Source organism: Caballeronia telluris, from assembly GCF_001544495.1.
Lineage (GTDB): Bacteria > Pseudomonadota > Gammaproteobacteria > Burkholderiales > Burkholderiaceae > Caballeronia > Caballeronia telluris.
Genome location: NZ_FCNZ02000024.1, coordinates 44,242 through 68,800 on the forward strand (window position 1 = coordinate 44,242; position 24,559 = coordinate 68,800).

The following is a 24,559-nucleotide window of genomic DNA, read 5'->3' on the forward strand; positions in this document are numbered from 1 at the left end:
GCGTTCGAGCGATACGCCATTCGTTGCGGCGCCAGGGTCGCACGGGCCGATGCAGCATGTAGCGTGCCGCACCCGGCGGCGAGCCGGCGATAGTGCCGAGCCGCCCGTTTTCGGGCGGCTCGTTCAGGCGGTTTTCTGAAAAGCCGCGCTCTTTTTCAGACGAAAGATCAGGCACTGCGCGCGACGCGCTCGGCGGACACGCCGGTCGCGGGTTGCGCGCGTTCCGGCCGGGCAGGTCCGGACCGCACACCGAGCGCGGACTTCGCCGCACTGGCACCGGCGAGCCCGGCATACAGTCCGACGAATCGCGCGACCGGCTGCGCCCAGCCGAAGTCCCGCGACATCGCGTTGCGTTGCAGTGTGCGCCAATGTTGGGGCCGCATGAAGGCATCGATTGCCCGGGTTGCGCCCGCGATCACATCGTGAGCCGTCTCGCCGTCGAACAGGAAGCCCGTCGGTGCGGCGTTTTGAGGGTACGCGACGGGCGCGTCGTAAGTGGCTTCGCGCGGCATCGCGAGAGAGAGGTCGGCCGCGTCGACGATGGTGTCCGCGAGGCCGCCCACGCGCGATGCCACCGGCACCGTGCCGTAGCGCATCGCGTAGATCTGCGTGAGGCCGCAGGGCTCGAAGCGGCTGCCGTGCAGCAGGATGTCGGCGCCCGCGTGCAGCGCGTGCGCGCGCCGTTCGTCATAGCCGATATGCACGCCGACGCGGTCCGGCCAGTCCTGCGCGAGCCGCCGGAAGCCCTGTTCGATATACGCTTCGCCCTTGCCGATCACGGCGATCTGCAGACGCGCGTGCCTGTCGAGCAATTGCGGAATGGCTTCGACGACCACATCCGCGAGCTTTTGCCCCGTCATCCGGCTGCCGATGGCGACGAGCGGCGCGAACGGATCGGCGGGCAGGCCGAACATCTGCTGCAGCGCGCGCTTGCAGGCGTGCTTGCCGCGCATGTCGTCGAAGGAATAATTGCGGGCGATCAGCGGATCGGTGGCCGGATTCCACGTCTTTTCGTCGATGCCGTTGGTGACGCCAATAAGTTTGTCCGCGCAGCTTTGCAGCACGCCTTCCATCAGGTGCCCGAAGCGCGGCGTGAGGATTTCGCGCGCGTAGGTTTCGCTCACGGTCGTGACCGAATCGGCGTGGACGATGCCCGCTTTCATCAGACTCAGCGCGCCGTAGAACTCGATGCTCTTAGGTTCGGCGAGCGCCGGCCCGAGCCACGGCGCCGGCACGCCGAGCGACGCGCCGAGCGAGAGCGCGTAGTTGCCCTGGAACGCGAGATTGTGGATCGTGAAGACGCTCTTCGCCTGCACGCCCGCGTGCTTCATCAGGAGCGGCGTGAGGCCGGAGTGCCAGTCGTGCGCGTGAACGACGTGCGGCTTCTTCACGCCGCGCAGGCCTTGCGCGATGCGCACCGCAGCCGTCGACAACGCGGCGAAACGCACGGCGTTGTCGGTGTAGTCGCGTCCGTGTTCGTCTTGATAGAGGCCGGTGCGCGCATAAAGCGCGTCGTTGCGCACGAGGAGGAGCGGCACACCGGTATCGGGCATCCTGCCTCGCAACAGCGCAGCGTCGCCACCGGGAAGGCCCGGCAACGCGCAAACCTTGTGCAGACCTTCCGCCGTGGCGATCGCGCCGGGGTAAGCCGGCATCAGGATCGTGGCATCGACGCCCGCCTCGCGAAGCGCGGCGGCGTAGGCGCTCACCATATCGCCCAGGCCTCCGGTCTTCGCGAGCGGGACGGCTTCTGAGGCGACAAGCAGAACATTCAAGGACAAAATTCGGCTCCCGGATCGAGAGAGGAAGCCCGTCGATGGCGTATCCGGACAGTTCCAGACCGCACGTTCGCGGCGCTTCATCAGGTTGTTTTTGGTTTGGCGGGACTCTATAGAGCAAGGCGTGTGCCACGCGGCACACGCTCGATTGAACTGCGGAAAGTGGACGGCGCCGCGCGCTGTTAAGCGGATCGCGAAAATGGCCGTTCGCCCGGCGTGTAAAACTGACTGCGGCGGCCGCCGCCTTTTTACACGGTGCCCTGCGGGATGCTCTTCCGAAGTCTTGTCGAAATGAGCTTAGGGCGCGGATGTGACAGTGACGTTGCGAACGCCGTCAGTTGCCGCCGACGAGGCTCGCCGCGATGTTGACGCTTAAGCCCAGCACGGCGACATTGAAGAAGAACGACAGGACCGATTGCGCAAGCGCGGTGCGCCGCACTTCGGTGGAGCGCAGCGAGACGTCGGCGGTCTGCGAGGCGACTGCGATCGTGAACGAGAAGTACAGGAAATCCCAGTAGCCGGGCTTCAGTTGACGGTCGGGAAAGGCGAGGGCGGTGTCGTTGTCGTCGGACTGGTAATAGTGGCGCGCGTAGTGGAGCGTGAACATCGTCGGGATGAGGAACCACGCGCCGAGCATCGTCGCGCCGGTGAGCGCGTAGTGCTCGGCCGCGATGGCGACGCTCACGTTCTTCGCCGCCGACAGTTCGACGACGATCGCCACGATGCTCGCAATCGCCGCGAGACTCACGATGATCAGCACGGCGGCCGCGTTTTCGTCCTCGCGCTCGGCGAGTTCCTGAACCTGCTCCTGCTGCGCGCGCGCCATCTTCACCCAGATCAGGATCAGATAGAGCCAGACCGCCGTGTCCCAGCCGAGCAGCGTGCGGACGATGGCCGAGCCGGGCAGCGGCGCGAGGATCGCCGCGACGACGCCGATGAGAAGGGCGATCAGCGCGCGCGGACGGTAACGGAAGACGGTCGGGATCAGGTTCATGTTTTCGAGAGTGGGACGAAGCCAGCGGATTATTGTCCAGATGCCTTTCAAAGCGCTGCACGAATGCTCCGGAAGCGCAGTGGTAATATCGGAATACGAAAAGGCGTGTCGTATCGCAATAAATTCACGGTTTCCCTGAATGACGCCCTTTTCGTGGCATGTTTTACTCGAAAGCAACCGATTACCGAAAGCCGGTGCTGTCTCCGGCAAAAAGTCGCGTCGAAATTCGCGTTGCGAAAGAGTCCAAACGCGCACATGCTGGCGTTTTGCGGCGTTAAGATCATTCGCATGAATGCTCCTACTCATCCTGCCGTTCGCTGGCATCCGGCCAACAAGCTCGGTCGCGACTTCGTGGTCGGCGACCTGCATGGCTGCGTCGATGCCCTGCGCTATCTGCTCACCGAAATCGGTTTCGACGGCGCGCGCGACCGCCTGTTTTCGGTCGGCGACCTGATCGACCGTGGCACGGATTCGCTCGCCGCGATCAATCTGATCGACAAGCCGTGGTTCTTTCCTGTCCTCGGCAACCACGAGGATGCGCTGATTGCGGTTGCGTCGGGCAGGATGCGCCGTCAGGCGTGGTATTCGATCGGCGGCGCGTGGGCCGAAACCCTCGCCGACGATCAACTGTCGGAGCTTGCCGCGCGGTTGTCGGTGCTGCCGCTCGTGCGCATCGTCGGTGATGGCGCGGAGCGCTTCAACGTGCTGCACGGCGAATTCTTCGGTTCCGACGCCGATCTCGAAGTCGCGGAATTCCCCGGCGAAATCCGCAATACGCTGCTGTGGGGCCGCGGCCTCGCGCTCGGCAGCGCCGATCCGTCGCGCCAGGCCGGCCTGTCGCTCACCTATTGCGGCCATACGCCGACGCGCAACGTCAGGACGATCGGCTCGCAGGTCTATATCGATACCGGCGCATTTTCCTCGGATGGCCGCCTGACGATCGTCGAGCCGGGTTCCGACCGGCGCTGGTCGGTGAAGGAGCGCTGGGCCGCGTCCGAAGGCGCGCGGGAACTCGCGCTGCCCTGAAAAGCCCGAAGCGTCCGGAAGCGCCGCCGCAGCGGCGGCACAGGCTTTGCTCGTTGCGTCTCGAATCCAAACGGACAACGAGGCGCGCGGTGACCGGCACGACACGAGACAACCCATCCAGTTCCAGCGGCAACGGCGGCGTGCAAGGCTGTCCGGAAGACCTGCCGCCCGGCCTTCGCTACGTCGATGATTCGCGGCCCGGCTATACGCGCGAATGGACCGACGGCGCGTTCGCGTACTTCAACACGCAAGGCAAGCGCATCGACGACCCGGCGGAAATCCGCCGCATCAACGCGCTCGCGATTCCGCCCGCTTATATCAACGTCTGGATCTGTCCCGACGCGCGCGGCCATCTCCAGGCGACGGGCCGCGATGCGCGGGGCCGCAAGCAGTATCGCTATCACCCGCAATGGCGCGAAACGCGCGACGCCAACAAGTACGAGCGCATGCTCGCGTTCGGCGCGGTGCTGCCGAAGCTGCGGGCGCGCGTGGCCCGCGATCTCGCCCTCGACGGCATGCCGCGCGACAAGGTGCTCGCCACGGTCGTGCGTCTGCTCGACACGACGCTGATCCGCGTCGGCAGCGAGGAATACGCGCGTGAGAACCGCTCCTACGGCCTGACGACGCTGCGCAAGAAACATCTGAAAGTGACCGCCGGCACGCTGCGCTTCCAGTTTCGCGGCAAGAGCGGGATCGAACATGACGTGCCAGTGAGCGACCGGCGCGTCGCGAAGATCGTCAGGCGCTGCATGGATCTCGCGGGACAGGATCTGTTCCAGTATCTCGATGCGGACGGCGCGCGCCATGCCGTCACGTCGTCCGACATCAACGACTATCTGCGCGAAGTCACGGGCGCGGATTTCACCGCGAAGGACTATCGCACGTGGGCGGGCAGCGTGTTCGCGCTCGCCGCGCTGCGGCGGCTCACGTGGGAGACGGTGACGGAGGCGCGCAAGCACGTGGTCGGCACGATCAAGGAGGTGTCGAAGCTGCTGCGCAACACGCCCGCCGTGTGCCGCAAGTGTTACGTGCATCCGGCGGTGATCGAGGCTTTCGAGGCAGGCGAACTCGCCGACGCGCTGCCCGCGTCGCGCCGTCACGGTCTCAAGACGGACGAAGCCGCGCTGGCGATCTTTCTCGAAAAGGATACGAAGCGCCGTGCGCGCGAGGCGGCCCGCAAGGGCAAGAACGGTGCGGAGGCGAGCGATGCGCGGCTCACCGGGCTGCTGGCGAAGTCGAGCAGGAAGGCGCGGGCCGGGGCGCTGAAGAACAGCGGCAAGGATGCCGCGGCACAGGCGCTTGGGACCGTGGGGAAGAAAGGCGCGCCGAAGGCCGCGCGGCCCGCCGCGAAGAAACTGGCGCGCACGCGCTCGCCTACGGCGGTCGCGATCGGCTGACCAAATCCATCAGCCGACCTGGCTCGTCTCTAGCACATAATCGATCGTTTCGCCGTTCCAGTTGTATTCGAGATGCGCGGCATGCCGGCAGTCGCGCAGCATCGTCGCGCGGAAGGCGGCGAGGCATTCGCCTTCTGCGTCCCGCACCGACGGATACGCGATTCCCGGCGCGCCCGCCTTGCGCGCCGCGCGCCCGAGCGCCTTGCCGGGGCCGTAATCGTCGGGATCGAGGATGCGCGGATCGAGCGCCGAGTCCTTCAGGCGCGCGCCCCGCAAATCCACCACTTCGCCTTGCGCGATCACCGTGTAAAGACGCATCTGCTGGCGCAGCGGCGCTTCGTTCGTCGCGGCGAGAAAGAGCGTCGAGTGATAACGCGTTTCCGCGATCGCCGTCTGCCGGCTGCGCGCGCAATAAAACACGCCGTAACTGCCGTCGGAGAAGCGGCTGCCGTTCGGATTCAGATGCGTGAACGCGGCCATGATCGGGCCGCAGCCCGGCCCGAAGCAGCGCTCTTCCGGCGGCACGAGATCGAGTTCGCCGACCTCGGTGCGCAGACGGTCGTTGGTCATCGCTTCGAGCGCGTAGAGCGCATCGAAATCGCCGGGCGACGCCACGCGGTCGAACAGGTTCACGGCGGGAAAGCGGGTGGGAATCACGCGATAGGCCGGCGACCAGTCGAGTTCGCCGTGCGGCCAGGTCGCGCGCCAGTCCGGCGTTGCGGCACTTGCTCTTTCGGTCACGCCCATCCGCCTCGCATGGCATCGAGATACTGCCGGACCGCGACGAGATCGCTCACATTGCCCGCCAGCATGCGCTCGAGCGCCGGACGGCCGCCGAACGGCGACGCGCTGTTGGGACGTTTGATCCAGGTATCGGCGGCGTCGGCGTTGGGCAGCAGAATCTGCAGCGCCTTGTAGATGCCGAGAATCAGCGAAAGACGTTCGAGCACGTCGCGACCGAGGCGCGCGTTCTGCGGCTGCGATTTCCATTTGAAGAACGTCGAGCGGGCGGGCGACCCCAGCAGGACGATCTGCTCGTCGGTGGAAAGCGACCAGTCGCGGGCGATATTGAAAAACGCTCGCAGACCGGCCGCCGACATATCACCCAGGCGAGGCATCGGTCGCGGTGTGGCTAGCCCCGGGTCCGCTGGCGTTGCGCGGGCGGCGTTGCTCATGTGAGTGAGTCTCCATTTGAACTTGATTTTTATAATAGTCCATATATGGATTGGGTCAAGCGCTTTGTCAAGTATCCGGCGGGTTACTCTGCGTCGCCGTCTGCGGGACCGTAGCGTCGTCCGGGCACGTGGCTTCGCAGGACTTCGGCGATGTCGGAGGTCGTGCAGTCAGCGGGGACGGCGCGGCGCTGGATGCACGGATCGTTTTTCACGACCCATTCGACGAGGCGGTACGAAGGCCCCCAAGGCTGATCGAATGGCGCCGACAGACGGCACTCGTGAAGCGCCAGCGCGTGCTGGGATTTCATTTCCGATGCGAGATTGCGAAACGATGCGTTGGCAGACATGATCCGTCCTCACTCACGTTGATGCGCGTCCGCCACGGGCCGGACAGGGAAGCCGCGCGGGCTGCGCGGCGGCGGACATAACCGCGAGGTTGAGTGTGGCGTCCGAGAATTAAGAGCGACTTAAGCGCGGGCGAATTGTCGGACGAAAACGTTTGGCATTTTTGCGACGCCTTTTTCATCAGGCTTTGCCACCGGCACGGGTTACTGTATATTCATACAGCTTAAATCGCCGGAAAGACGATCGGAGGCACATCGAATGATCAATGCTCGCAATGGCACTTCCGAAGCTGCAGCGTTCGAGCGCTTCATGCGCGCGACCCGAGCCGTATCGGCTGCATTCGACGCCACGCGCGGCGAGCCCGATCTCGCACGCGGCGGTCGTTCGGTGGCGCGGGCGTTGAAACGTCTGGATGCCGCGCTACAGGAACTGGAGACGTCCGAGCGCACGCTCGACGCTATACTTTCGCGCGCTGCGGATCACTAATCAATTTGGAGCGACTGTCTTGAAGCCCGTATTCCTCACTGTTTTGCTGTTGACGTTATCGTCGAGCGTGCTGGCTGCCGAGCGTTACACCGAAGTCTGGAATCCGCCCGAAGCGCAAACCGTGAAGGGCAAGGCAAAGACGCGCGGCGTCGTGCCGGTGCAGGCGAAAAAGAAGCACAAGAACGTGACGTCGGTGAAGAAAGTCGCCGACAAGACTTCGGTCGCGCAATCGCCGTCGCAAGCCGTTCCCGCGCCGCGCGTGAAACCGGCGCCGAGGCAGGTCGATCCGCTGATGAACCTGCCGCGCAAGATCGGGCCGGACGGGCAAGTGATGCGAGTCGGTTATTCGGGCGGCTGAAGTGCCTCGCGCTTTCATCGCATGACAGAAGGGCGCTTCCGAGAGCGCCCTTTTTGCATGTCGAACGCGCTCTCAGAAGGCGGATCGCACGACGCCGCCATCCACGCGCAACGCCGCGCCCGTCGTCGCCGACGACGCTTCTGAGCACACATAAACCACCAGATTCGCCACTTCTTCGGGCTGCGCAAACCGCTTGATGAGCGAACTCGGACGCGCCGTTTCGAAGAACTCGTGCTCGACCTCGTCGAACGATTTCCCGCCGCTCAGCTTGTCGACGAATTCCTCGACGCCGTCCGAGCGCGTCGGTCCCGGCAGCACCGCGTTGACCGTCACGCCCGTGCCCGCGCACGTCTCCGCGAGCCCTCGCGAAAGCGCGAGTTGCGCCGTCTTCGTCACGCCGTAGTGAATCATCTCGACCGGAATCTGGACGCCGCTCTCGCTGCTGATGAACACCACGCGCCCCCAGTTCTTCTCCTTCATCTTCGGCAGGTACGCGCGCGTGAGCCGCACGCCGGACATCACGTTGGTGTCGAAGAAACGCTGCCAGTCTTCGTCGGGAATCTCCTCGAACGGCTTCGGATCGAAGATGCCCAGGTTGTTCACGAGGATGTCGACGGCCGGAAAGCGCGCGGCGATCGCATCCACCTGCGCGCGCTCCGCCAGATCGCCCGCGAAACCTTCGGCCTTCGCGCCGGGCACGGCCTCTCGCAACTTCGCGAGCGCATCGTCGACGGACTTCTGCGTGCGGCCGTTCACGATCACGCGCGCGCCTTCCTGTGCGAGCCCGGCTGCGATCGCGTAGCCGATCCCCTTCGTCGATCCGGAGACGAGGGCGAGCTTGTCGTCGAGATTCAGCTTCATCGATTCCATCCTCCAAAAAAGAACGGTTGACGAGCGAGATGCCCGTCAACCGTTTCGTGTAGAACGAGCCAGTTCGGAAACTTAGCACCGTTCCGCGTGCAATGCAGAGCGCATCAGACGTGTGTAAAGAACGTTCTTATAAACGTCCCATCAACAGGAGGACGATCACTACAACCAGCACGACGCCGAGGATGCCGCTCGGACCGTAGCCCCAGCTACGGCTGTGCGGCCAGGAAGGAATGGCCCCGACCAACAACAGGATCAGGATGATCAGCAAGATGGTTCCGATCGTCATGTCGACTTCTCCTTATACAAAGATCGCGGCTTTGGATGGGAATGCACGCTGGTTCAAAAAGCGAATAACGGCGTGCCACGCGGCAGATGTCAAGCCGCCGCGAATCCCTGTGTTTTGCGATCGACGGTGAGCTTTGAGCAAGGCCCATGCCAAAGGAGCGAAAGCCTTGTGGCAAAAGGGAGAACGCCGCGTGCGCGGGCGCGGCGAAGTGTCGGCGGGCGAGCAGGTTCGGCAAAACTTGCACAGTTCTGCCGGCGTTTTGTAGGGGCCATGTCGGCTTGCTATGCCGCGCGGATTCCTCAGAACAAGCCGCGAAATGCCCAGAAGAGCGCGCCCGCGAGCGCGATCGAGACGGGCAGCGTCAGGACCCACGCCAGCGCGAGACTGCGCACGGTGCGCCATTGCAGGCCGGAGCCGTTGGCGGCCATCGTTCCGGCGACGCCCGACGAGAGCACATGCGTCGTGCTGACGGGCAGGCCGTATACGTCGGCGGCGCCGATCGTCAGCATCGCGACGAGTTCCGCCGACGCGCCCTGTCCATAGGTCAGATGCGTCTTGCCGATACGCTCGCCGACCGTCACGACGATGCGCTTCCAGCCGACCATCGTCCCGAGTCCGAGCGCGACCGCCACGGCGACCTTGACCCACGTCGGGATGAACTTGGTCGCGTGATCGATCTGGCTTTTGTAGTTGCCGAGGACGGCGTCGTCGTCGGCGGAAAACGCGGGCGCCTTCTGTTTCGCCATCACGCGCAGCGCTTCCGACGCGATGTACATGTTGTTGCGCACGTTGTTCACGATGCCCTGCGGAAGCGCCGAGATCGCGCCGTTTGGCCGCACTTGCGAATCGATGATGTCGACGACCTGCTTCACGGCGATCACCGTGTCCGGCGCGAGCGTCTTCGTCTGCACGTAGTGTTCGACGGCGGCGCGCGGATCGGCGGCGGGCGCCGCGCCATTCGTGTATTTCCGCAGCACTTCGGAGGCGTGATGGCTGACCGAGAGGAACGTCTGCGTTTCGCCGGCGTTCACGGCCTTGTTGAGCGCGTAGGCGGTCGGCACCGTGCCGATCAGGATCAGCATGATGAGGCCCATGCCCTTCTGGCCGTCGTTGGAGCCGTGCGCGAACGACACGCCCGTGCACGTGAGGATCAGCAGGCAGCGAATCCAGAACGGCGGCGGCTGGTTCTTTTCCGGCTCCTTGTAGAGCGCCGGCACGCGCACGACGAGTTTCAGCACGTAGAGCAGAAAGCCCGCAAGCACGAAGCCGATGATCGGCGAGAACAGCAGCGATTTGCCGACCGAGAGCGCCTGACTCCAGTCGACGCCCGATGTGCCGTTGGTGCCGTGAAGCATCTGGTTCATCAGCCCGACGCCGATCACTGAACCGATCAGCGTGTGGGAACTCGAAGAAGGAAGGCCGAGCGCCCAGGTCCCGAGATTCCAGATGATCGCGGCGATGAGAAGCGCGAACACCATCGCGAAGCCCTGCGAGCTTCCCACGCCGATGATCAGCTCGACCGGCAGCAGTTGCAGGATGCCGAACGCGACGGCGCCGCTCGAAATCAGCACGCCGATGAAGTTCCACGCGCCGGACCAGACGACGGCGAGATTCGGCGTCAGCGAATGGGTATAGATCACCGTTGCGACGGCGTTGGCGGTATCGTGGAAACCGTTGACGAATTCGAAGCCGAGCGCGATCAGTAACGCCACGCCGAGCAGGACATAAGGAAGCAGCGACGACTGCTGCACGCCTTCCAGATCGTGGAGCAGATGCGTGACGCAGTAGATGGCGCCCACGGCGATAACGAGCAGGAACAGCAGCAACGCGAGCCGTTGTCCGGTTGAACGGCCTTCTCGTGGCTGGGGAAAGGCGAGATCGGGCATGGAGCGTCCTTGGATGGGCGTGGCGGGGAGTCCGGGAGGTCCGATGCGCTGCGTTTCGCGCCCCGGCACGCAGTCATGGTTGCATGCGTTTTGTGTCGACTTGATGACTGGGCCGGACTGGTTTTTGTATGAACAGACGCGGCCGAGCGCGTAACTCGTGAGGTTTCGATGACGGCTTGGATTGAATTAGCGCTGGTGGCATCGCAGAACACTTTCGACGAACTCGCCGAAGCGCTCGAAGCGGCGCCGCCTTTCAAGGGCGTCGAGGTGGAGCGTCTGGCTGTGATCGCGCAGGAACTCGAAACGCATGCGCCCGGCTGGTGTCTGTCGGTCGAGCAGCACGCCGACGCGCGCACGCTTCACGCCGTGGAGATCAAGCAGGCGGGGCTGCCGGGCGTCACGCGCTGCCGCAAGTTCGCGCGGCCGGTGGGGGACGCCGCCGGCGTGGCGTTGAGCGAACTCGTGGCGTCCGGCGACGCGCCTTCGGCACTCCAGCATGTCGAGCCGGTGCGCTCGCCGACGCGCGAGTCGAGGCGCATGCAATGGCGCGTCGACTCGCCCGCCGGCGGCGTGCTGGCGGTGCTCGCGGCGCAGGATGGCGAACGCACGACGCTCACGCTCGCCGCGCCCGCCGACGCGGCGGACGCGCTCGGCGCGGTCTTCGACGTCGCGCGCGCGGCGGTCGATGCCGCGCCGTTCCACCTTCTGGCCGACGCGAACGACGCGAACGACGCAGACACGTCCGGCGCGCCGGTCGTGCACGCATCGAAGGTCGACGTGCCGTGGCGATCGACGACCCGCGAGGCGTTCGTCGCCATCGCGGCGTCGATCGCGGCGCACTGGTTCGGCAACGAAGCCGGCGCGCTGCGCGCGCTCGACGTCGAACGCGTGCACCAGTTGCGCGTGGCGCAACGACGGCTGAAGACCTTGCTGAAACTGTTCCCCGATTGCGTCGATGCCGCGTGGGACGAGACCATCGCGCCGGAGCTGGCATGGTTCGGCGACCTGCTCGCCGACGCGCGCGACTGGGACGTCTTCACCGACACCACGCTCGCCGCCTGGGCGACGGCCGACGCGCAAGGGGCGCCGTCGTGGCGCAACGCCATCGATGCCGCCGACGCGAAGCGCATCGGCGCGCGCGAACGGCTCGACGCCGCGCTGCATTCGACGCGGTACGCGCGGCTGACGCTTGCTTTCGTCGAATGGCTCGCGCGGCTCGAAGCGCACGGCGGGCACGGCGCGCACGATGACGTCGACCTCGCGAAGTATGCGAAGAAGCGCATCCGCAAGCACTATCGAAAGATCGCCGACGTCGCCGATCTCACGACGCTCGATGCACACGCGCGGCATCGCGTGCGCATCCACGCGAAGCGGCTGCGCTATGCGCTCGAATTCTTGCGCTCGCTCGCGACGCGTCGCACGCGCAAGACCGTCGCCAGGCGTCTGTCTCGTTTGCAGTCCGTTCTTGGCGAGGCGAACGATGCCGCGGTCGCCGCCGACCGGCTCGCGGCCTTGCCGAGCGCGAGCGACTACCAGCGCGGCTTCGCGCGTGCGTGGGCGGCGGTGTCGGAGGCGAAGGACGCAGCGGAAGGCGAGCGCATTCTTCGCTCGATCGACGCCCCACGGCTGAAATCGCCGGATTAGGCGCGCGAGCCCGCGACCCGCGACCCGCGACCGGGACGCCCGACGCGGCGCCGATATAATCCGCGCGTCCCGTTCACGTCTGCACCCATGACCGAAAAATCAGCGCACCAACCCGGCGACACGCTCGAAGTCGGCGGCTCCGTCTGGCTGCGAAGCGGCGCCGAGACGCTCGGCGGCGCGGCGCGCATCGCGCTGCTCGCCGCGATCCGCGAGACGGGCTCGATCACCGGCGCGGCGAAAGCGGTCGGCATGAGCTACAAGGCCGCGTGGGACGCGATCGACGCGATGAACAACCTCGCCGGCGAACCGCTCGTCGTGCGCGCGAGCGGCGGCAAGGGCGGCGGCGGGACCACCCTCACGCCGGCGGCGCTGCGTCTCATTGATACGTTTCGTGCCATCGAGCGCGCGCATCGCGCGTTTCTGCAACAGGCCGGCGCGGCCATCGAGGGATTCGCGGAAAACTGGCAACTGATCGGCCGGATCGGCATGCGGACGAGCGCGCGCAACCAGCTTGCCGGCAAGGTGGCGACGGTGACGCGCGGTACCGTCAACGACGAGGTGCAACTCGCGCTGCCGGGCGGTCAGACGGTGGTCGCCGTCGTGACGCACGAAAGCACCGAAGCGCTCGGGCTCGTGCCCGGCCGCGACGCGGTCGCGCTCATCAAGGCGTCGTGGGTCATGCTGATGACGGACGATCGGGCGCGGCTCTCGGCGCGCAATCAGTTAGAGGGAACGGTTGTGCGCGTGACGCGCGGCGCGGTGAACGCGGAAGTGTCGCTCTCGATCGACGACTCGACGACCGTCACCGCGATCGTTACAAACGAGAGCGTCGATACGCTCGCGCTCGCGCCGGGGCAGCACGCGGTCGCGGTTTTCAAGGCATCGAGCGTGATTCTCGGCGCCGGTTTCGGCGGCTGAGGCGCGCGACAGGGCGCGCGTTTACGCGGCCGTCGACTGCGGCGCGGGAATCTCGGTGCGTTGCATCGGCGCGTCGTGATGGCCGGCTTTCCAGCGCGCGCGCACGAACGGGCGCTCATGTCCCGACAATCCGAGCGCGATCTGCGTGATCCATTGCTGCGTCGGAACGGGAACGCCGTGCAACGTGATAGCGACGACGGCGAGGCTCGCCGCGACCGGCGCGGGCGCGATCCGTCCCGGCTCCGCACGCCAGGCGAGGCGCGCGAACGCCACCGCGACCGCCGCGCCGAGCGCGCAGCCCGCGACGACTTCCGACACCGAATGCGCGTGCAACACGACGCGCGACACGCCAACCACGACGCCCGCGACGATCCCGAAGGCCACGCCCGACGCGCGAATCGCGCCGCGAGCGGGCAACAGCGCGACGAACAGCGCGACCGGAAGCACGGCGGTGGCGACCATCGCGTGACCGCTGATGCCGGTGAAATCCCAGCCGCGCAATCCCACGCCCCAGCCGATAAACGCGATCTTGCTCAGGAACACGAGTCCGCAGCCAGCGCCGAGCAAGGCGAGCCAGCCGAACGCATACCGGCGCGGATAGCCGATGCCCAGCCACGCGCCGGTGGCGAGCCCGAGCGGAATCATCACGCCGACGCTTCCGAGCGCGGTGATGGACAGCCACAAAGAAAGCGGAAGATGGGACATCGAATTCTTTTTCTTGGGTGGAACGGTGGTTGCTGCAATGCGGTAGTGCGAGGGAATCGGGCTGGGTCTGCTGCGGGTGGAACTCGAAGATACCAGCGAAAGCATGGCCGAGCACAGTATACGTGTTTCGGATATTTCCGAATATTCGCCAAACGGTCAGGAAATTCAGTGCATAAATAACGACATTTGTCGTTATCGTGCCGTTACAGCGCGCATGGGCGCGGAAAACTCGAAGACACCGGCTCGGGCCGTTCCACGCATTCCAACGCGAACGATGTTATTGTGCACCGCACAAGTTCTGCTACGCGTATCCGCTGTAGCCGAACCAACTGCATGCTGTGGAGGCCCCATCAATGCCCAAAAGTCTCACCAATCTCTGGCTGCGCGGCTTGCGTCGCCTGATGTCCGGCCAGCCCGCGCCCGCCCGTGCGCCAAAGGCTCGTACGCCGGCCAAACAAAAGCGCGCCACGACCGTCCGTAAGCCGAAAGCGCCGAGCCCGGTCAAGGCCGCGCCGGCGCCGCGAACCAGCGCCCGGCCGCCGCTGCGCGAATCGCGCGTGCGGCCGCGTGCGTCCGCCTGGGCGCGTGGCAAGTGGGAACGCTCGTTCCACTCCGCACCGCCGACGGCCGGCCGCTTCGTCAATCACGTTTCCTACGCGCTCTACATGCCGCCGGGAGCCGGGCTCGCACGCGTGCCGCTCGTCGTGATGCTGCACGGCTGCAAGCAGAATGCCGACGAATTCGCCCAAGGCACGCGCATCAACCTGCTCGCCGACCGCTACGGCTTCGCCGTGCTCTACCCCGAGCAGTCGAAGCACGATCACCCGCATCGCTGCTGGCGTTGGTACGACGATTCGAGCGCCGGCGGCGGCGGTGAGGCGGCGTCGGTCGTGTCGCTCGTGCAGGCGGTGGTTGCGCAACACGGGCTGGACGGCGAGCGCGTCTATCTCGCTGGGATGTCGGCGGGCGCCGGTCTGGCGGCTTTGCTGGCGGTGCGCTATCCGTCGGTGTTCGCGGCGGTCGGGCTGCATTCGGGCGTCGTTTTCGGCGAAGCGAGTTCCGCGATCGGCGCGATGGACGTCATGCGACGCGGCAGCCGCAGCAATCCCGTCTCGTTGATCGATGCCAGCGTCGACGTGCGCCAATATCCCGGCATGCCCGCCGTGATCGTTCACGGCGAACTCGACTCGGTCGTGTCGGCGACCAACGCCGACCAGCTCGCCACGCAGTTCCTGCGGCTGAACGGCTTTATCGACGCAACCGGCGCGCGCCGCGCCGGCGAGACGCGCGAGGAAGTGCTGCCGGACGGCGTCGTGCGCGATTTCGTCAAGAACGGGCGGCGCGTGGTGAAGACCTGCGTCGTGCGCGGACTCGGTCACTCCTGGGCGGGCGGCGACGACACCGTGGCTTTCCATTCGTCGAAGGGGCCGGATGCATCGGCGCTGATGTGGGAGTTTTTTAAGCACCAGCGACGCGTCAAGCAGTCCGTCGGCGACGAGTTGCTTGCCTGACGGCGCTCCGGCGTTTCATTTGTTGCAAATTAGTCTTTAGGATCAAAGTTTTAGAGCGAAACACTGGTGTTAGACTAGGGATTACCCTATAATTGGTTCTGTCATAGGTATTTACCCTAATCTTCGAGGTTCACCATGTATCTGCTCAGCCGCCTGTTTTTGTTCATGACCAAGACGCCCGACCAACGCGATCGCGAACGCGACGACGCTTATCTCGCCGAAGCCACCGACATTTACGATCTCGAATACCGCATGAAGACGCTGGATCGCCGCGCTTCGAAGCGCCATCCGTCGTGGCTCGCGCAGTAAGCGCAGCGCGCTTTTCGCGCGCAAGCTTCAAACATAAATGCCGGCTCGCGAGCCGGCATTTACTTTTGGCGCCGTGTCTTCGCAGCGCCAGTCTTCCCACTTGCTTCAGATCACCTTCACGCGCACCTCGACGTTGTTGCGCGTCGCGTTCGAATACGGGCAAACCTGATGCGCCGCATCGACGAGTTGTTGCGCTTCCTCGGCGGTCATGCCCGGCAGCGTGATGCGCAACTCGACGTCCAGTGCGAAGCCGCCGTTGTTGTTCGGACCCACGCCGACATCGGCGGCTACGGTCGTATCGGCGGGAATCGCGCGCTTTTGCTGACCGGCGACGAACTTCATCGCGCTCAGGAAACACGCCGAGTAGCCGGCGGCGAACAACTGTTCCGGATTCGTGCCCGCAGCGCCCGTGCCGCCCAACTCTTTCGGCGCACTCAATTTCACATCGAGTTGCTCATCCGACGAAACCGCCCGGCCGTCGCGGCCGCCCGTGCTCGTTGCCGTTGCCTTGTAGAGGATGCTCATGAGGTTCTCCATTCGTTGAGTTCGGTTCGATCTCTTGCCACCGCGGAGAGAAACATAACGCGCTAATCATTAGCGTACAAATTAAATAGTTTCGATCGACGTGTTCGATCGAAACTATCAGTCGGCGATGTATTCGTTCAGCGACGCGCGCAAGCGAACGAGCGAGTCGCGCAATTGCAGGATGCTGTTGGCGTCGGAACCGGCCGCGCAAAAAATCGCCGATGGAATCTCGCGTGCCGACTGCTTCAGCGTTCGACCCGCGTCCGTCAGGCGGATATGGACCTGGCGCTCGTCCTCGACGCCCCGGATCCGCTCGACGTAGCCCTGCGCTTCGAGACGCTTCAGAAGCGGCGTCATGGTCGCGGAGTCGAGGCTCAGGCGCGTCGCGATTTCCTTGACCGTCAGGTCGTCGCTTTCCCAGAGCACGAGCATCGCCAGATATTGCGGATAGGTCAGATCGAGCTTTTCGAGCAGCGGCTTGTACGCTTTGGTCATCGCGAGCGAAGTCGAATAGAGCGCGAAGCACAACTGCTGGTCGAGTTCGAGCGGGAAGCTTTGTGGCGTGGTCATGGCGTGAGTCCGGGCGCGGCGGCGATCGCGTTAGTGTACGGAAATCCTTCGCACACGAAGGCAAGCGCAAAAAAGGGCGCTTTTAGCGCCCGTTTTCCAAAAAACGCGGATCAAACGCCCGTCGGGCCCGATGCGTCCGGGATGTCCGGCGTATCCGGCGACTGCACGCCGAAACATCCGCGATACGTCGCGTAGAAGGAGCAATAGAGCGCGGTCGTCACGAGGATCGACGCGGGCATCAGCACCGCGAGCGCGACTTCCTGGCTGACGCCGAGCGCCTGCATCAGCGCGGTCAGGCCGAACGACACCGCAATCGCGATGGCGATCCACAGCACGCCGTAGAAGATGAACGCGCCGCGATTGCGCCAGCAGCCGACGAAGCTGAAGAACAGCGCTTTCGCCGGCGGGACGTCGTGCCACGCGACGAGGATCGGCGCGAACCAGAACAGCATCGCGACGGGCAGGTACGCGGCCATCGCCACCAGCACCGCGAGCGGGCTGAAGCTCGCCGCGACGGTTTCCGGATCGCCGGTTGGGCCGCTGCCGAGCATCAGCGAGAGCAGGACGCCGCCGTCGACCAGCGCCGACAGCGCGAAAATCACCGCCATCGCGACGATATACAGCGCGCCGAGCACGAGCAGCCGCCGCGAGACGACGCTGCCGTACGACCGGAAGCCATCGACGAGCACGGTCGGCCAGACCGGCTTGCCGGCGATCGTGTTGCGGCACGCAGCCATGAAGCCGACGGCGACGCCCGGAATCAGCAGAAGCGGCAACAGCGGGCCGATCAGCGGAATGCGCGAGATCAGCGTCATGACGAACAGATACGCGAAGAACACCGTGAGAAAGGCGAGCGGATTGCGGCGGAACAGCCAGATGCCCTGGCGGAACCACACGTAACCGGCTTTGGCGGGGACTTCGATCAGTTGCATAAATGAGCTTTACCGTGAGGCGGGATGAGGTGCGGCGTTGACGCGTTCGCGCAGGATGCGTTCGAAATGTCCCGGATCGTGCGGCTTGAGCATCTCGGCCTCACGCGGACGATAGAAATCGTACAGGCGCGACACCCAGAAGCGCAGCGCGCCCGCGCGCAGCATGTCGTTCCAGTGACGCTCTTCTGCCGGCGTGAACGGCCGCACGGTCTGGTAGGCGCGCAGCATGGCGTCGACGCGCTTTGGGTCGAGCACGCCCGTCGCGAGGTCGATGCACCAGTCGTTCACGCACACCGCGACGTCGAAGAGCCATTTGTCGACGCCGGCGAAATAGAAGTCGAAGAAGCCGCCGAGGCGCGCGTGATCCGCCGTGTGCGCGAACAGCACGTTGTCGCGGAACAGGTCGCAATGGCACGGGCCTTCGGGCAGCGACGCGTAATCGGCCGAGCCGAAAAACGCCGTCTGATGCGCGAGTTCGGTTTCGATCAGCGCGCGCTGGTCGTCGGTCAGGAACGAGAGGATTGCGGGCACATTCTCACGCCACCATGCGAGACTGCGCAGATTGTGCTGATGCTGCGGAAAATCGCGGCCCGCCAGGTGCAGGCGCGCGAGCATCTGGCCGACCTCGATGCAGTGCGCGGGCGTCGGCGCCAGCTCCGGCGTGCCTTCGAGTTTCGTGACGATGGTCGCGGGCTTGCCGTTGAGCGTGGCGAAGAGCGCGCCGTCGCGGCGCGGCATCGGATCGGGAACCGGCACGCGATGCGACGCCAGATGGCGCATCAGGTCGAGATAGAACGGCAACTGCGTCGCGGTGAGGTTCTCGAAGATCGTCAGCACGTACTGGCCGTGCGTCGTCGTCAGAAAGAAGTTGCTGTTCTCGATCCCCGACTGGATGCCGCGAAAGTCGACGACATCGCCGAGATCGTAGTCTTGCAGCCAGTCTTCGAGCTGGGAAGCGGTAACGGGAGTGAATACGGCCATGCGTGAACGTGGGTCAGGTTGGACGGCTGGCTCGTTCAAGCGCGTGGCGCGCGACGCTGCCAGTCCGGCGAGCCGCGCTGCTTGCAGCGGCTGCCAGGCGGGAATTGTAGAGGTCGCGAGGAACGTCTCGCGAAAGTTCAATAAACGCGCATCAATAATGCAAATTCACCGACGGCAGACGCGTGCTCGCCTTGCCGTTGTCGCGCACCGACGGCGACGTGTCGGCGGGCGCGCTCATCTGATAGCGGGTGCCGAAATTCGACTGTACGTTGATCTCGACGGGCTTGCCCTTGTCGCGATATTCGGTGATTTCGGTGCCGTTCGTGCTCAGTTCGTGGTAACTCGGCGTGCGCGGCGGCGAAATTTCGACTTTCGAGCTTGCCGTGGCGGCGGGACGGTTGATGGCCTTCAGATCGGGAAGCCCGGCGGCCTCTTCCGGCGACATCGCGCGCGGTGCCGGCGCTTGTTCTGCCGCGGGCGCCGGCTTTGCGATTGCACTGATGCTGCCGGCGGCGAGGACTGCCGCGACGGCGGCAGAGAAAAGCGGCTTCATGGTGGTTCTCCAAATGACTGGGCCGGATTTTAGCAAAACGCATCCGCCAAAGGGTCGCGCAACGCCTTATTTTGCGCCGCTTTTGGCGAATCCGACGGCCGCGTCATAAAGGTGTTGCAACGCGCACGCGGCGAGCATGGGCTTCATGGTTCTGGCGTTCTTCCGTGGTAAGGTCGATTGATCACACGAGCGCGCCAGATCATGACAAACGACCGAACACAAAGCACTCAGGCCACGCCCGCCAACGATTTCCCGACGGAGTCCTTCGACGACCCCGTAGCCGCCGTTACGCGCCTGTCGGCGATTTATGAAGCGAACACCTCATTCCTGCGCGATGCGTTCGCGCGTTATCGACGCAACGAGCACTTCACGCACCGCGTGCGCGCCTGCTATCCGTTCGTGCGCGTGCGCACCGAGCTGAATACGCAGATCGACTCGCGGCGTTCATATGGCTTCGTCGCGGGGCCGGGCATCTTCGAGACGACGCTCACGCGGCCCGACCTCTTCGGCGACTATTACCGCGAGCAATTGCGGCTTCTGACGAAGAACCATCATGTCGGGATCGAGGTGGGCGTGTCGGCGCAACCGATCCCGATTCACTTCGCGTTCGCCGAGGGCATCCATCTGGAAGGCGATCTCGATCGCGACCGGCTGCTCGCGATGCGCAACATCTTCGATACGCCCGACCTTGCGCTGCTCGACGACCGCATCGTCAACGGCACCTACGAGCCGGCCGCGGGCGAGCCGCATCCGCTTGCGCTTTTCACGGCGGCGCGCGTCGATTTCTCGCTGCATCGGCTGCGCCACTATACGGCCACCTTGCCGACGCATTTCCAGAACTACGTGCTCTACACGAACTATCAGTTCTATATCGACGAGTTCGTGAAGCTCGGCCGCACGATGATGTCGCGTGCCGACGACGATGAAACACGCGCCTATCGCAGCGAGTATTCGTCGTTCGTCGAGCCGGGCGATGTCATCACGTACAACGCGAACCTCGGCGAGCAGTTCGAGGACGAAGGCACGCCGCCCGCGCGTCTGCCGCAAATGCCCGCGTATCACCTGAAGCGCGCGGACGGCAGCGGCATCACGATGGTCAACATCGGCGTCGGGCCGTCGAACGCGAAGACGATCACCGATCACATCGCGGTGCTGCGCCCGCACGCGTGGGTCATGCTCGGCCACTGCGCGGGTCTGCGCAACACGCAGCGTCTCGGCGACTACGTGCTCGCGCACGGCTATGTGCGCGAGGACCACGTGCTCGATGCGGATCTGCCGCTGTGGGTGCCGATTCCGGCGCTCGCCGAAGTGCAGGTCGCGCTGGAGAAAGCGGTCGCGCAGGTCACGCAACTCGAAGGCACGGAGTTGAAGCGCGTGATGCGCACGGGAACGGTCGCGAGCGTCGATAACCGCAACTGGGAATTGCGCGATCATCGCGAGCCGGTGCAGCGCCTGTCGCAAAGCCGCGCGATCGCGCTCGACATGGAAAGCGCGACCATCGCCGCGAACGGCTTTCGATTCCGCGTTCCGTACGGCACGCTGCTATGCGTATCGGACAAGCCGCTGCACGGTGAACTGAAGCTGCCCGGCATGGCCGACCAGTTCTATCGCGCGCAGGTGGATCAGCATTTGCAGATCGGCGTGAAGGCGATGGAGTTGCTGCGGATGAACGGACTGTCGAGACTCCACAGCCGCAAGCTGCGCAGCTTCGCGGAAGTCGCGTTCCAATGAGCCAGTAAACGCAAGCGGGCGGTCTTCGAAGGAAGACCGCCCGCATCGCCATCTATCAGAGATAGAACATCCGGTCTTCGTCCGACTTGCCTTCGGCCGGCTGTTCGCCCGTTGCTTCGCGGTCTTCGTAGAACTTGAGCACCGCGTCGAGCACCTGATCGGGGTCGTCGATGACCTGCATCAGGTTCAGGTCCTTCTCGCCGATCACGCCGTTCGTGAGCAGCGTGTCCTTGAACCATGCGAGCAGACCCGACCAGAACTCCGCGCCGACGAGCACGATCGGCACATGGCGCGACTTCTTGGTCTGGATGAGCGTGAGCACTTCGGCCAGTTCGTCGAGCGTGCCGAAGCCGCCGGGCATCACCACGACCGCATCCGAGTTCTTCACGAACGTGACCTTGCGCGTGAAGAAGTGACGAAAGCGCAGCGAGATGTCCTGCCACTGGTTGCCCGACTGCTCGTGCGGCAATTCGATGTTCAGCCCGACCGACGGCGACTTGCCCGCGTGCGCGCCTTTGTTGGCCGCTTCCATGATGCCGGGGCCGCCGCCGGAGATCACGGCGAAGCCTGCATCGGAGAATCGCTGGGCGATTTCGATGGTCAGTTTGTAGTAGGGCGACTCCGGTTTCAGACGCGCCGAACCATAGATGCTGATGGCAGGGCGGATCTCCGAGAGGTACTCGGTCGCCTCGATAAACTCTGCCATAATCGTGAACATCTGCCACGATGCGCGAGCCTTTTTGGCCGTCGCGCGCTCTTGATCTGCGAGCGATCGCAGACTCGGAATCACTTTTCTCTTGTTCATAATGCCTGAAGAACTAAGTCTTGAAGGTAAGACCCTGCTATTGGTCGACGGTTCTAGCTATCTGTACCGGGCCTATCACGCGATGCCGGATTTACGCGGCCCCGATGGCGGGCCGACTGGCGCGCTGTATGGCATGATCAACATGCTGCGCCGCTTGCGGCGCGAAATCAATGCAGAGTATAGCGCGTGCGTATTCGACGCCAAAGGCAAGACCTTTCGCGACGACTGGTACGCCGACTACAAGGCCAACCGGCCCTCGATGCCCGATGATCTCTCGCGTCAAATCGAGCCCATTCATGTGACCGTGCGCGCGCTCGGCTGGCCGCTCGTGATGATCGAAGGCGTCGAAGCCGACGACGTCATCGGCACGCTCGCGGTCGCCGCCGAGAAGCGCGGCATGAAGGTGATCGTGTCGACGGGCGACAAGGATTTGGCACAGCTCGTGACTGATCATGTCACCCTCATCAATACGATGACCAACGAAACGCTCGACCGCGCCGGCGTGTTGAACAAGTTCGGCGTGCCGCCGGAGCGGATCGTCGATTACCTGTCGCTTATCGGCGATACGGTCGACAACGTGCCGGGCGTCGAGAAGTGCGGCCCCAAGACGGCCTTGAAGTGGCTCGCGCAATACGACACCCTCGATGGCATCGTCGCACATGCGAACGAGATCAAAGGTGCGGTAGGAGACAATCTGCGCCACGCTCTCGACTTCCTGCCGATGGCGAGAAAACTCGTCACCGTGCACACGGAATGCGATCTGAGCGCGCAGATCGAGTCGATCGACGCCACCTTGCCGAGCCGTCCCGAAGCGCGCGAAGAACTGCGCGATCTCTTCACGCGTCACGGCTTCAAGACGTGGCTGCGCGAAATCGAAATCGCCGATGCAGTGGAAGGCCCGACCGATACGCCGCCCGCCGAGACGACGGAAATCGTCCATCACTACGAGACCGTGCAGACCTGGGAGCAGTTCGACGCCTGGCTCGCGAAGATCGACGCCGCCGAGCTGACGTCGTTCGATACCGAGACCACGTCGCTCGATCCGATGGTCGCGCAGATCGTGGGGTTGTCGGTGTCGGTCGAGCCGGGCCATGCGGCTTATGTTCCGCTTGCGCATCGCGGGCCGGATGCGCCCGACCAGTTGCCGCGCGATGAAGTGCTCCAGAAACTCAAGCCGTGGCTCGAGGATGCATCGAAGAAGAAGGTCGGCCAGCATTTGAAGTACGACGAGCAGGTGCTCGCGAACTATGGCATCGAACTGAACGGCGTCGAACACGACACGCTGTTGCAGTCATATGTGCTGGAGTCGCATCGTCCGCATGACATGGACAACCTCGCGCTGCGCCATCTCGGCGTGAAGACGATCAAGTACGAGGACGTGGCGGGCAAGGGCGCATCGCAGATCGGCTTCGATGAAGTCGCGCTCGACAAGGCCGCGCAGTACGCCGCCGAAGACGCCGACGTCACGCTGCGCCTGCATCAGGCGCTGTATCCGCAGGTCGCGGAAGAAGAAGGGCTGCTGCGCGTGTATCGCGACATCGAACTGCCGACCGCGCGCGTGTTGCGCAAGATGGAGCGCAACGGCGTGCTGATCGATCGCGAGAAACTGCAGAAGCAAAGCAGCGAAATTGCGACGCGTCTGATCGAACTCGAAGGCACCGCGCATGAACTCGCGGGCGGCGAATTCAATCTCGGGTCGCCGAAGCAGATCGGGCAGATCTTCTTCGAGAAGCTGCAATTGCCGGTGGTGAAGAAGACGCCGAGCGGTGCGCCTTCCACCGATGAAGAAGTGCTGCAGAAGCTCGCCGAAGACTATCCGCTGCCGAAGATTTTGCTCGAACATCGCGGCTTGTCGAAGCTGAAGTCCACCTACACCGACAAGCTGCCGCGCATGGTCAACGCAACGACGGGCCGCGTGCATACGAACTACGCGCAGGCGGTCGCGGTCACGGGTCGCCTGTCGTCGAACGAGCCGAACCTGCAGAACATCCCCGTGCGCACCGGCGAAGGGCGGCGCATCCGCGAGGCGTTCATCGCGCCGCCGGGCAGCCGCATCGTCTCGGCGGACTATTCGCAGATCGAACTTCGCATCATGGCGCACATCTCCGGCGACGCATCGCTGATGCGCGCGTTCGCCGCCGGCGAGGACGTGCACCGCGCGACGGCGTCGGAGATCTTCAGCGTCACGCCGATCGAAGTATCCAGCGATCAGCGGCGCATCGCGAAGGTCATCAACTTCGGTCTCATCTACGGCATGAGTTCGTTCGGACTCGCGTCGAATCTCGGCATCACGCGCGATGCCGCGAAGCTCTACATCGACCGCTACTTCGCGCGCTATCCGGGCGTTGCCGCCTACATGGAAAACACGCGCACGAGCGCGAAGCAGAACGGCTTCGTCGAGACCGTGTTCGGGCGGCGTCTGTGGCTGCCCGAGATCAACGGCGGCAGCGGACCGCGCCGTCAGGCGGCCGAGCGCGCCGCGATCAACGCGCCGATGCAGGGCACCGCCGCCGACCTCATCAAGCTTTCGATGATCGCCGTGCAGGACTGGCTCGAAGCATCGAATGCGAAGTCGAAGATGATCATGCAGGTGCACGACGAACTCGTGCTCGAAGTGCCCGAGGAAGAATTGTCGGACGTGCGCAAGCGTCTGCCGGAACTGATGTGCGGCGTCGCGACGCTCAAGGTGCCGCTCGTCGCCGAAGTCGGTGCGGGCGCCAACTGGGAGGAAGCCCACTGACCGGAAACGCCGCATGCCCGGCATGCGGCAAGCG

The 24,559-nt window shown here is 64.6% G+C and carries 25 protein-coding genes; 10 read left to right on the forward strand and 15 right to left on the reverse strand.

Going from position 1 to position 24,559, the window contains the following annotated elements:
- Positions 1-167 precede the first annotated feature (167 nt).
- Positions 168-1,781 carry a glycogen synthase GlgA gene (gene glgA, locus AWB66_RS25130; protein ID WP_087632795.1) on the reverse strand — a complete coding sequence of 538 codons (1,614 nt, stop codon included), beginning with the start codon at positions 1,779-1,781 and terminating at the stop codon, positions 168-170.
- Positions 1,782-2,112: 331 nt separating this feature from the next.
- Positions 2,113-2,772, reverse strand: coding sequence for a DUF1345 domain-containing protein (locus tag AWB66_RS25135; protein WP_087632796.1), 660 nt, complete (start codon positions 2,770-2,772; stop codon positions 2,113-2,115).
- A gap of 288 nt (positions 2,773-3,060) precedes the next feature.
- Here AWB66_RS25135 and AWB66_RS25140 point away from each other — a divergent pair, with 288 nt between their 5' ends.
- Together AWB66_RS25140 and AWB66_RS25145 are read left to right on the forward strand one after the other, a co-directional pair.
- Entirely contained in the window at positions 3,061-3,798 is a 738-nt protein-coding gene (locus AWB66_RS25140; RefSeq protein ID WP_087632832.1) for a metallophosphoesterase, read from the forward strand.
- A gap of 89 nt (positions 3,799-3,887) precedes the next feature.
- Positions 3,888-5,195, forward strand: coding sequence for a DNA topoisomerase IB (locus tag AWB66_RS25145; RefSeq protein ID WP_087632797.1), 1,308 nt, complete (start codon positions 3,888-3,890; stop codon positions 5,193-5,195).
- 9 nt (positions 5,196-5,204) lie between these two features.
- On the opposite strand, the gene AWB66_RS25150 is transcribed toward AWB66_RS25145, so the two are convergent.
- The 3 genes from AWB66_RS25150 to AWB66_RS25160 all read right to left on the reverse strand — a co-directional run bounded on the left by AWB66_RS25150 (position 5,205) and on the right by AWB66_RS25160 (position 6,717).
- Positions 5,205-5,942, reverse strand: a complete 738-nt coding sequence (locus AWB66_RS25150) for an RES family NAD+ phosphorylase (protein WP_087632798.1) — start codon at positions 5,940-5,942, stop codon at positions 5,205-5,207.
- Positions 5,933-6,370, reverse strand: coding sequence for an MbcA/ParS/Xre antitoxin family protein (locus tag AWB66_RS25155; protein ID WP_087632799.1), 438 nt, complete (start codon positions 6,368-6,370; stop codon positions 5,933-5,935). The genes AWB66_RS25150 and AWB66_RS25155 overlap by 10 nt, the downstream gene beginning before the upstream one ends.
- A gap of 83 nt (positions 6,371-6,453) precedes the next feature.
- Positions 6,454-6,717 (reverse strand): DUF2866 domain-containing protein, encoded by a 264-nt coding sequence (locus AWB66_RS25160; RefSeq protein WP_087632800.1) that lies wholly within the window; start codon positions 6,715-6,717, stop codon positions 6,454-6,456.
- Positions 6,718-7,024: 307 nt separating this feature from the next.
- Here AWB66_RS25160 and AWB66_RS25165 point away from each other — a divergent pair, with 307 nt between their 5' ends.
- Complete coding sequence (locus AWB66_RS25165) at positions 7,025-7,201, forward strand: hypothetical protein (protein WP_235021226.1); 177 nt, start codon at positions 7,025-7,027, stop codon at positions 7,199-7,201.
- A gap of 19 nt (positions 7,202-7,220) precedes the next feature.
- The gene (locus AWB66_RS25170) at positions 7,221-7,559 is read left to right on the forward strand and encodes a hypothetical protein (RefSeq protein ID WP_087632801.1); all 339 of its coding nucleotides are present in this window, start codon (positions 7,221-7,223) and stop codon (positions 7,557-7,559) included.
- 72 nt (positions 7,560-7,631) lie between these two features.
- Here the strand turns inward: AWB66_RS25170 and AWB66_RS25175 are convergent, their stop codons facing one another.
- The 3 genes from AWB66_RS25175 to AWB66_RS25185 form a co-directional block, all read right to left on the reverse strand.
- Complete coding sequence (locus AWB66_RS25175; protein WP_087632834.1) at positions 7,632-8,420, reverse strand: SDR family NAD(P)-dependent oxidoreductase; 789 nt, start codon at positions 8,418-8,420, stop codon at positions 7,632-7,634.
- A gap of 136 nt (positions 8,421-8,556) precedes the next feature.
- Positions 8,557-8,715: a DUF3309 family protein gene (locus AWB66_RS25180; RefSeq protein ID WP_087134915.1), complete on the reverse strand. Its 159-nt coding sequence runs from the start codon at positions 8,713-8,715 to the stop codon at positions 8,557-8,559.
- 299 nt (positions 8,716-9,014) lie between these two features.
- On the reverse strand, positions 9,015-10,601 hold the full coding sequence (locus tag AWB66_RS25185) for an inorganic phosphate transporter (protein WP_087632802.1): 1,587 nt from the start codon (positions 10,599-10,601) through the stop codon (positions 9,015-9,017).
- Positions 10,602-10,769: 168 nt separating this feature from the next.
- Here AWB66_RS25185 and AWB66_RS25190 point away from each other — a divergent pair, with 168 nt between their 5' ends.
- Entirely contained in the window at positions 10,770-12,245 is a 1,476-nt protein-coding gene (locus AWB66_RS25190) for a CHAD domain-containing protein (protein ID WP_087632803.1), read from the forward strand.
- Between the two features lie 87 nt (positions 12,246-12,332).
- Complete coding sequence (locus AWB66_RS25195) at positions 12,333-13,163, forward strand: TOBE domain-containing protein (RefSeq protein ID WP_087632804.1); 831 nt, start codon at positions 12,333-12,335, stop codon at positions 13,161-13,163.
- A 21-nt stretch (positions 13,164-13,184) separates the two neighbouring features.
- Here the strand turns inward: AWB66_RS25195 and AWB66_RS25200 are convergent, their stop codons facing one another.
- Positions 13,185-13,868: a phosphatase PAP2 family protein gene (locus AWB66_RS25200; RefSeq protein ID WP_087632805.1), complete on the reverse strand. Its 684-nt coding sequence runs from the start codon at positions 13,866-13,868 to the stop codon at positions 13,185-13,187.
- Positions 13,869-14,221: 353 nt separating this feature from the next.
- Here AWB66_RS25200 and AWB66_RS25205 point away from each other — a divergent pair, with 353 nt between their 5' ends.
- Positions 14,222-15,379, forward strand: coding sequence for an extracellular catalytic domain type 1 short-chain-length polyhydroxyalkanoate depolymerase (locus AWB66_RS25205; RefSeq protein ID WP_087632806.1), 1,158 nt, complete (start codon positions 14,222-14,224; stop codon positions 15,377-15,379).
- 135 nt (positions 15,380-15,514) lie between these two features.
- On the forward strand, positions 15,515-15,688 hold the full coding sequence (locus AWB66_RS25210) for a DUF3563 family protein (protein WP_087632807.1): 174 nt from the start codon (positions 15,515-15,517) through the stop codon (positions 15,686-15,688).
- Between the two features lie 105 nt (positions 15,689-15,793).
- On the opposite strand, the gene AWB66_RS25215 is transcribed toward AWB66_RS25210, so the two are convergent.
- The 5 genes from AWB66_RS25215 to AWB66_RS25235 form a co-directional block, all read right to left on the reverse strand.
- Positions 15,794-16,213 (reverse strand): organic hydroperoxide resistance protein, encoded by a 420-nt coding sequence (locus AWB66_RS25215; protein ID WP_087632835.1) that lies wholly within the window; start codon positions 16,211-16,213, stop codon positions 15,794-15,796.
- A 117-nt stretch (positions 16,214-16,330) separates the two neighbouring features.
- A complete protein-coding gene (locus AWB66_RS25220) occupies positions 16,331-16,783 on the reverse strand; it encodes a MarR family winged helix-turn-helix transcriptional regulator (protein WP_087632808.1) in 453 nt (150 codons plus the stop codon).
- Positions 16,784-16,893: 110 nt separating this feature from the next.
- On the reverse strand, positions 16,894-17,715 hold the full coding sequence (locus AWB66_RS25225) for a BPSS1780 family membrane protein (protein WP_087632809.1): 822 nt from the start codon (positions 17,713-17,715) through the stop codon (positions 16,894-16,896).
- A gap of 9 nt (positions 17,716-17,724) precedes the next feature.
- Positions 17,725-18,696, reverse strand: coding sequence for a homoserine kinase (locus AWB66_RS25230; RefSeq protein ID WP_087632810.1), 972 nt, complete (start codon positions 18,694-18,696; stop codon positions 17,725-17,727).
- A 151-nt stretch (positions 18,697-18,847) separates the two neighbouring features.
- Positions 18,848-19,249: a hypothetical protein gene (locus tag AWB66_RS25235; protein WP_087632811.1), complete on the reverse strand. Its 402-nt coding sequence runs from the start codon at positions 19,247-19,249 to the stop codon at positions 18,848-18,850.
- A 201-nt stretch (positions 19,250-19,450) separates the two neighbouring features.
- On the opposite strand from AWB66_RS25235, the gene AWB66_RS25240 reads away from it, so the two are divergent.
- The gene (locus AWB66_RS25240) at positions 19,451-20,980 is read left to right on the forward strand and encodes an AMP nucleosidase (protein WP_087632812.1); all 1,530 of its coding nucleotides are present in this window, start codon (positions 19,451-19,453) and stop codon (positions 20,978-20,980) included.
- 55 nt (positions 20,981-21,035) lie between these two features.
- Here the strand turns inward: AWB66_RS25240 and AWB66_RS25245 are convergent, their stop codons facing one another.
- Positions 21,036-21,785 carry an LOG family protein gene (locus AWB66_RS25245; RefSeq protein ID WP_087632813.1) on the reverse strand — a complete coding sequence of 250 codons (750 nt, stop codon included), beginning with the start codon at positions 21,783-21,785 and terminating at the stop codon, positions 21,036-21,038.
- Between the two features lies 1 nt (position 21,786).
- On the opposite strand from AWB66_RS25245, the gene polA reads away from it, so the two are divergent.
- A complete protein-coding gene (polA, locus tag AWB66_RS25250) occupies positions 21,787-24,525 on the forward strand; it encodes a DNA polymerase I (protein WP_087632814.1) in 2,739 nt (912 codons plus the stop codon).
- Positions 24,526-24,559 lie beyond the last annotated feature (34 nt).

Coding starts and splice junctions, on each gene's coding strand:
- AWB66_RS25235 (WP_087632811.1), bottom strand. CDS start 19,249: ATGAAGCCGCTTTTCTCTGCCGCCGTCGCGGCAGTCCTCGCCGCCGGC.
- polA (WP_087632814.1), top strand. CDS start 21,787: ATGCCTGAAGAACTAAGTCTTGAAGGTAAGACCCTGCTATTGGTCGAC.
- AWB66_RS25165 (WP_235021226.1), top strand. CDS start 7,025: ATGCGCGCGACCCGAGCCGTATCGGCTGCATTCGACGCCACGCGCGGC.
- AWB66_RS25190 (WP_087632803.1), top strand. CDS start 10,770: ATGACGGCTTGGATTGAATTAGCGCTGGTGGCATCGCAGAACACTTTC.
- AWB66_RS25155 (WP_087632799.1), bottom strand. CDS start 6,370: ATGAGCAACGCCGCCCGCGCAACGCCAGCGGACCCGGGGCTAGCCACA.
- AWB66_RS25160 (WP_087632800.1), bottom strand. CDS start 6,717: ATGTCTGCCAACGCATCGTTTCGCAATCTCGCATCGGAAATGAAATCC.
- AWB66_RS25135 (WP_087632796.1), bottom strand. CDS start 2,772: ATGAACCTGATCCCGACCGTCTTCCGTTACCGTCCGCGCGCGCTGATC.
- AWB66_RS25225 (WP_087632809.1), bottom strand. CDS start 17,715: ATGCAACTGATCGAAGTCCCCGCCAAAGCCGGTTACGTGTGGTTCCGC.
- AWB66_RS25245 (WP_087632813.1), bottom strand. CDS start 21,785: ATGAACAAGAGAAAAGTGATTCCGAGTCTGCGATCGCTCGCAGATCAA.
- AWB66_RS25200 (WP_087632805.1), bottom strand. CDS start 13,868: ATGTCCCATCTTCCGCTTTCTTTGTGGCTGTCCATCACCGCGCTCGGA.
- AWB66_RS25150 (WP_087632798.1), bottom strand. CDS start 5,942: ATGGGCGTGACCGAAAGAGCAAGTGCCGCAACGCCGGACTGGCGCGCG.
- AWB66_RS25195 (WP_087632804.1), top strand. CDS start 12,333: ATGACCGAAAAATCAGCGCACCAACCCGGCGACACGCTCGAAGTCGGC.
- AWB66_RS25185 (WP_087632802.1), bottom strand. CDS start 10,601: ATGCCCGATCTCGCCTTTCCCCAGCCACGAGAAGGCCGTTCAACCGGA.
- AWB66_RS25140 (WP_087632832.1), top strand. CDS start 3,061: ATGAATGCTCCTACTCATCCTGCCGTTCGCTGGCATCCGGCCAACAAG.
- AWB66_RS25230 (WP_087632810.1), bottom strand. CDS start 18,696: ATGGCCGTATTCACTCCCGTTACCGCTTCCCAGCTCGAAGACTGGCTG.
- AWB66_RS25175 (WP_087632834.1), bottom strand. CDS start 8,420: ATGAAGCTGAATCTCGACGACAAGCTCGCCCTCGTCTCCGGATCGACG.
- AWB66_RS25205 (WP_087632806.1), top strand. CDS start 14,222: ATGCCCAAAAGTCTCACCAATCTCTGGCTGCGCGGCTTGCGTCGCCTG.
- AWB66_RS25210 (WP_087632807.1), top strand. CDS start 15,515: ATGTATCTGCTCAGCCGCCTGTTTTTGTTCATGACCAAGACGCCCGAC.
- AWB66_RS25240 (WP_087632812.1), top strand. CDS start 19,451: ATGACAAACGACCGAACACAAAGCACTCAGGCCACGCCCGCCAACGAT.
- AWB66_RS25215 (WP_087632835.1), bottom strand. CDS start 16,213: ATGAGCATCCTCTACAAGGCAACGGCAACGAGCACGGGCGGCCGCGAC.
- AWB66_RS25180 (WP_087134915.1), bottom strand. CDS start 8,715: ATGACGATCGGAACCATCTTGCTGATCATCCTGATCCTGTTGTTGGTC.
- AWB66_RS25220 (WP_087632808.1), bottom strand. CDS start 16,783: ATGACCACGCCACAAAGCTTCCCGCTCGAACTCGACCAGCAGTTGTGC.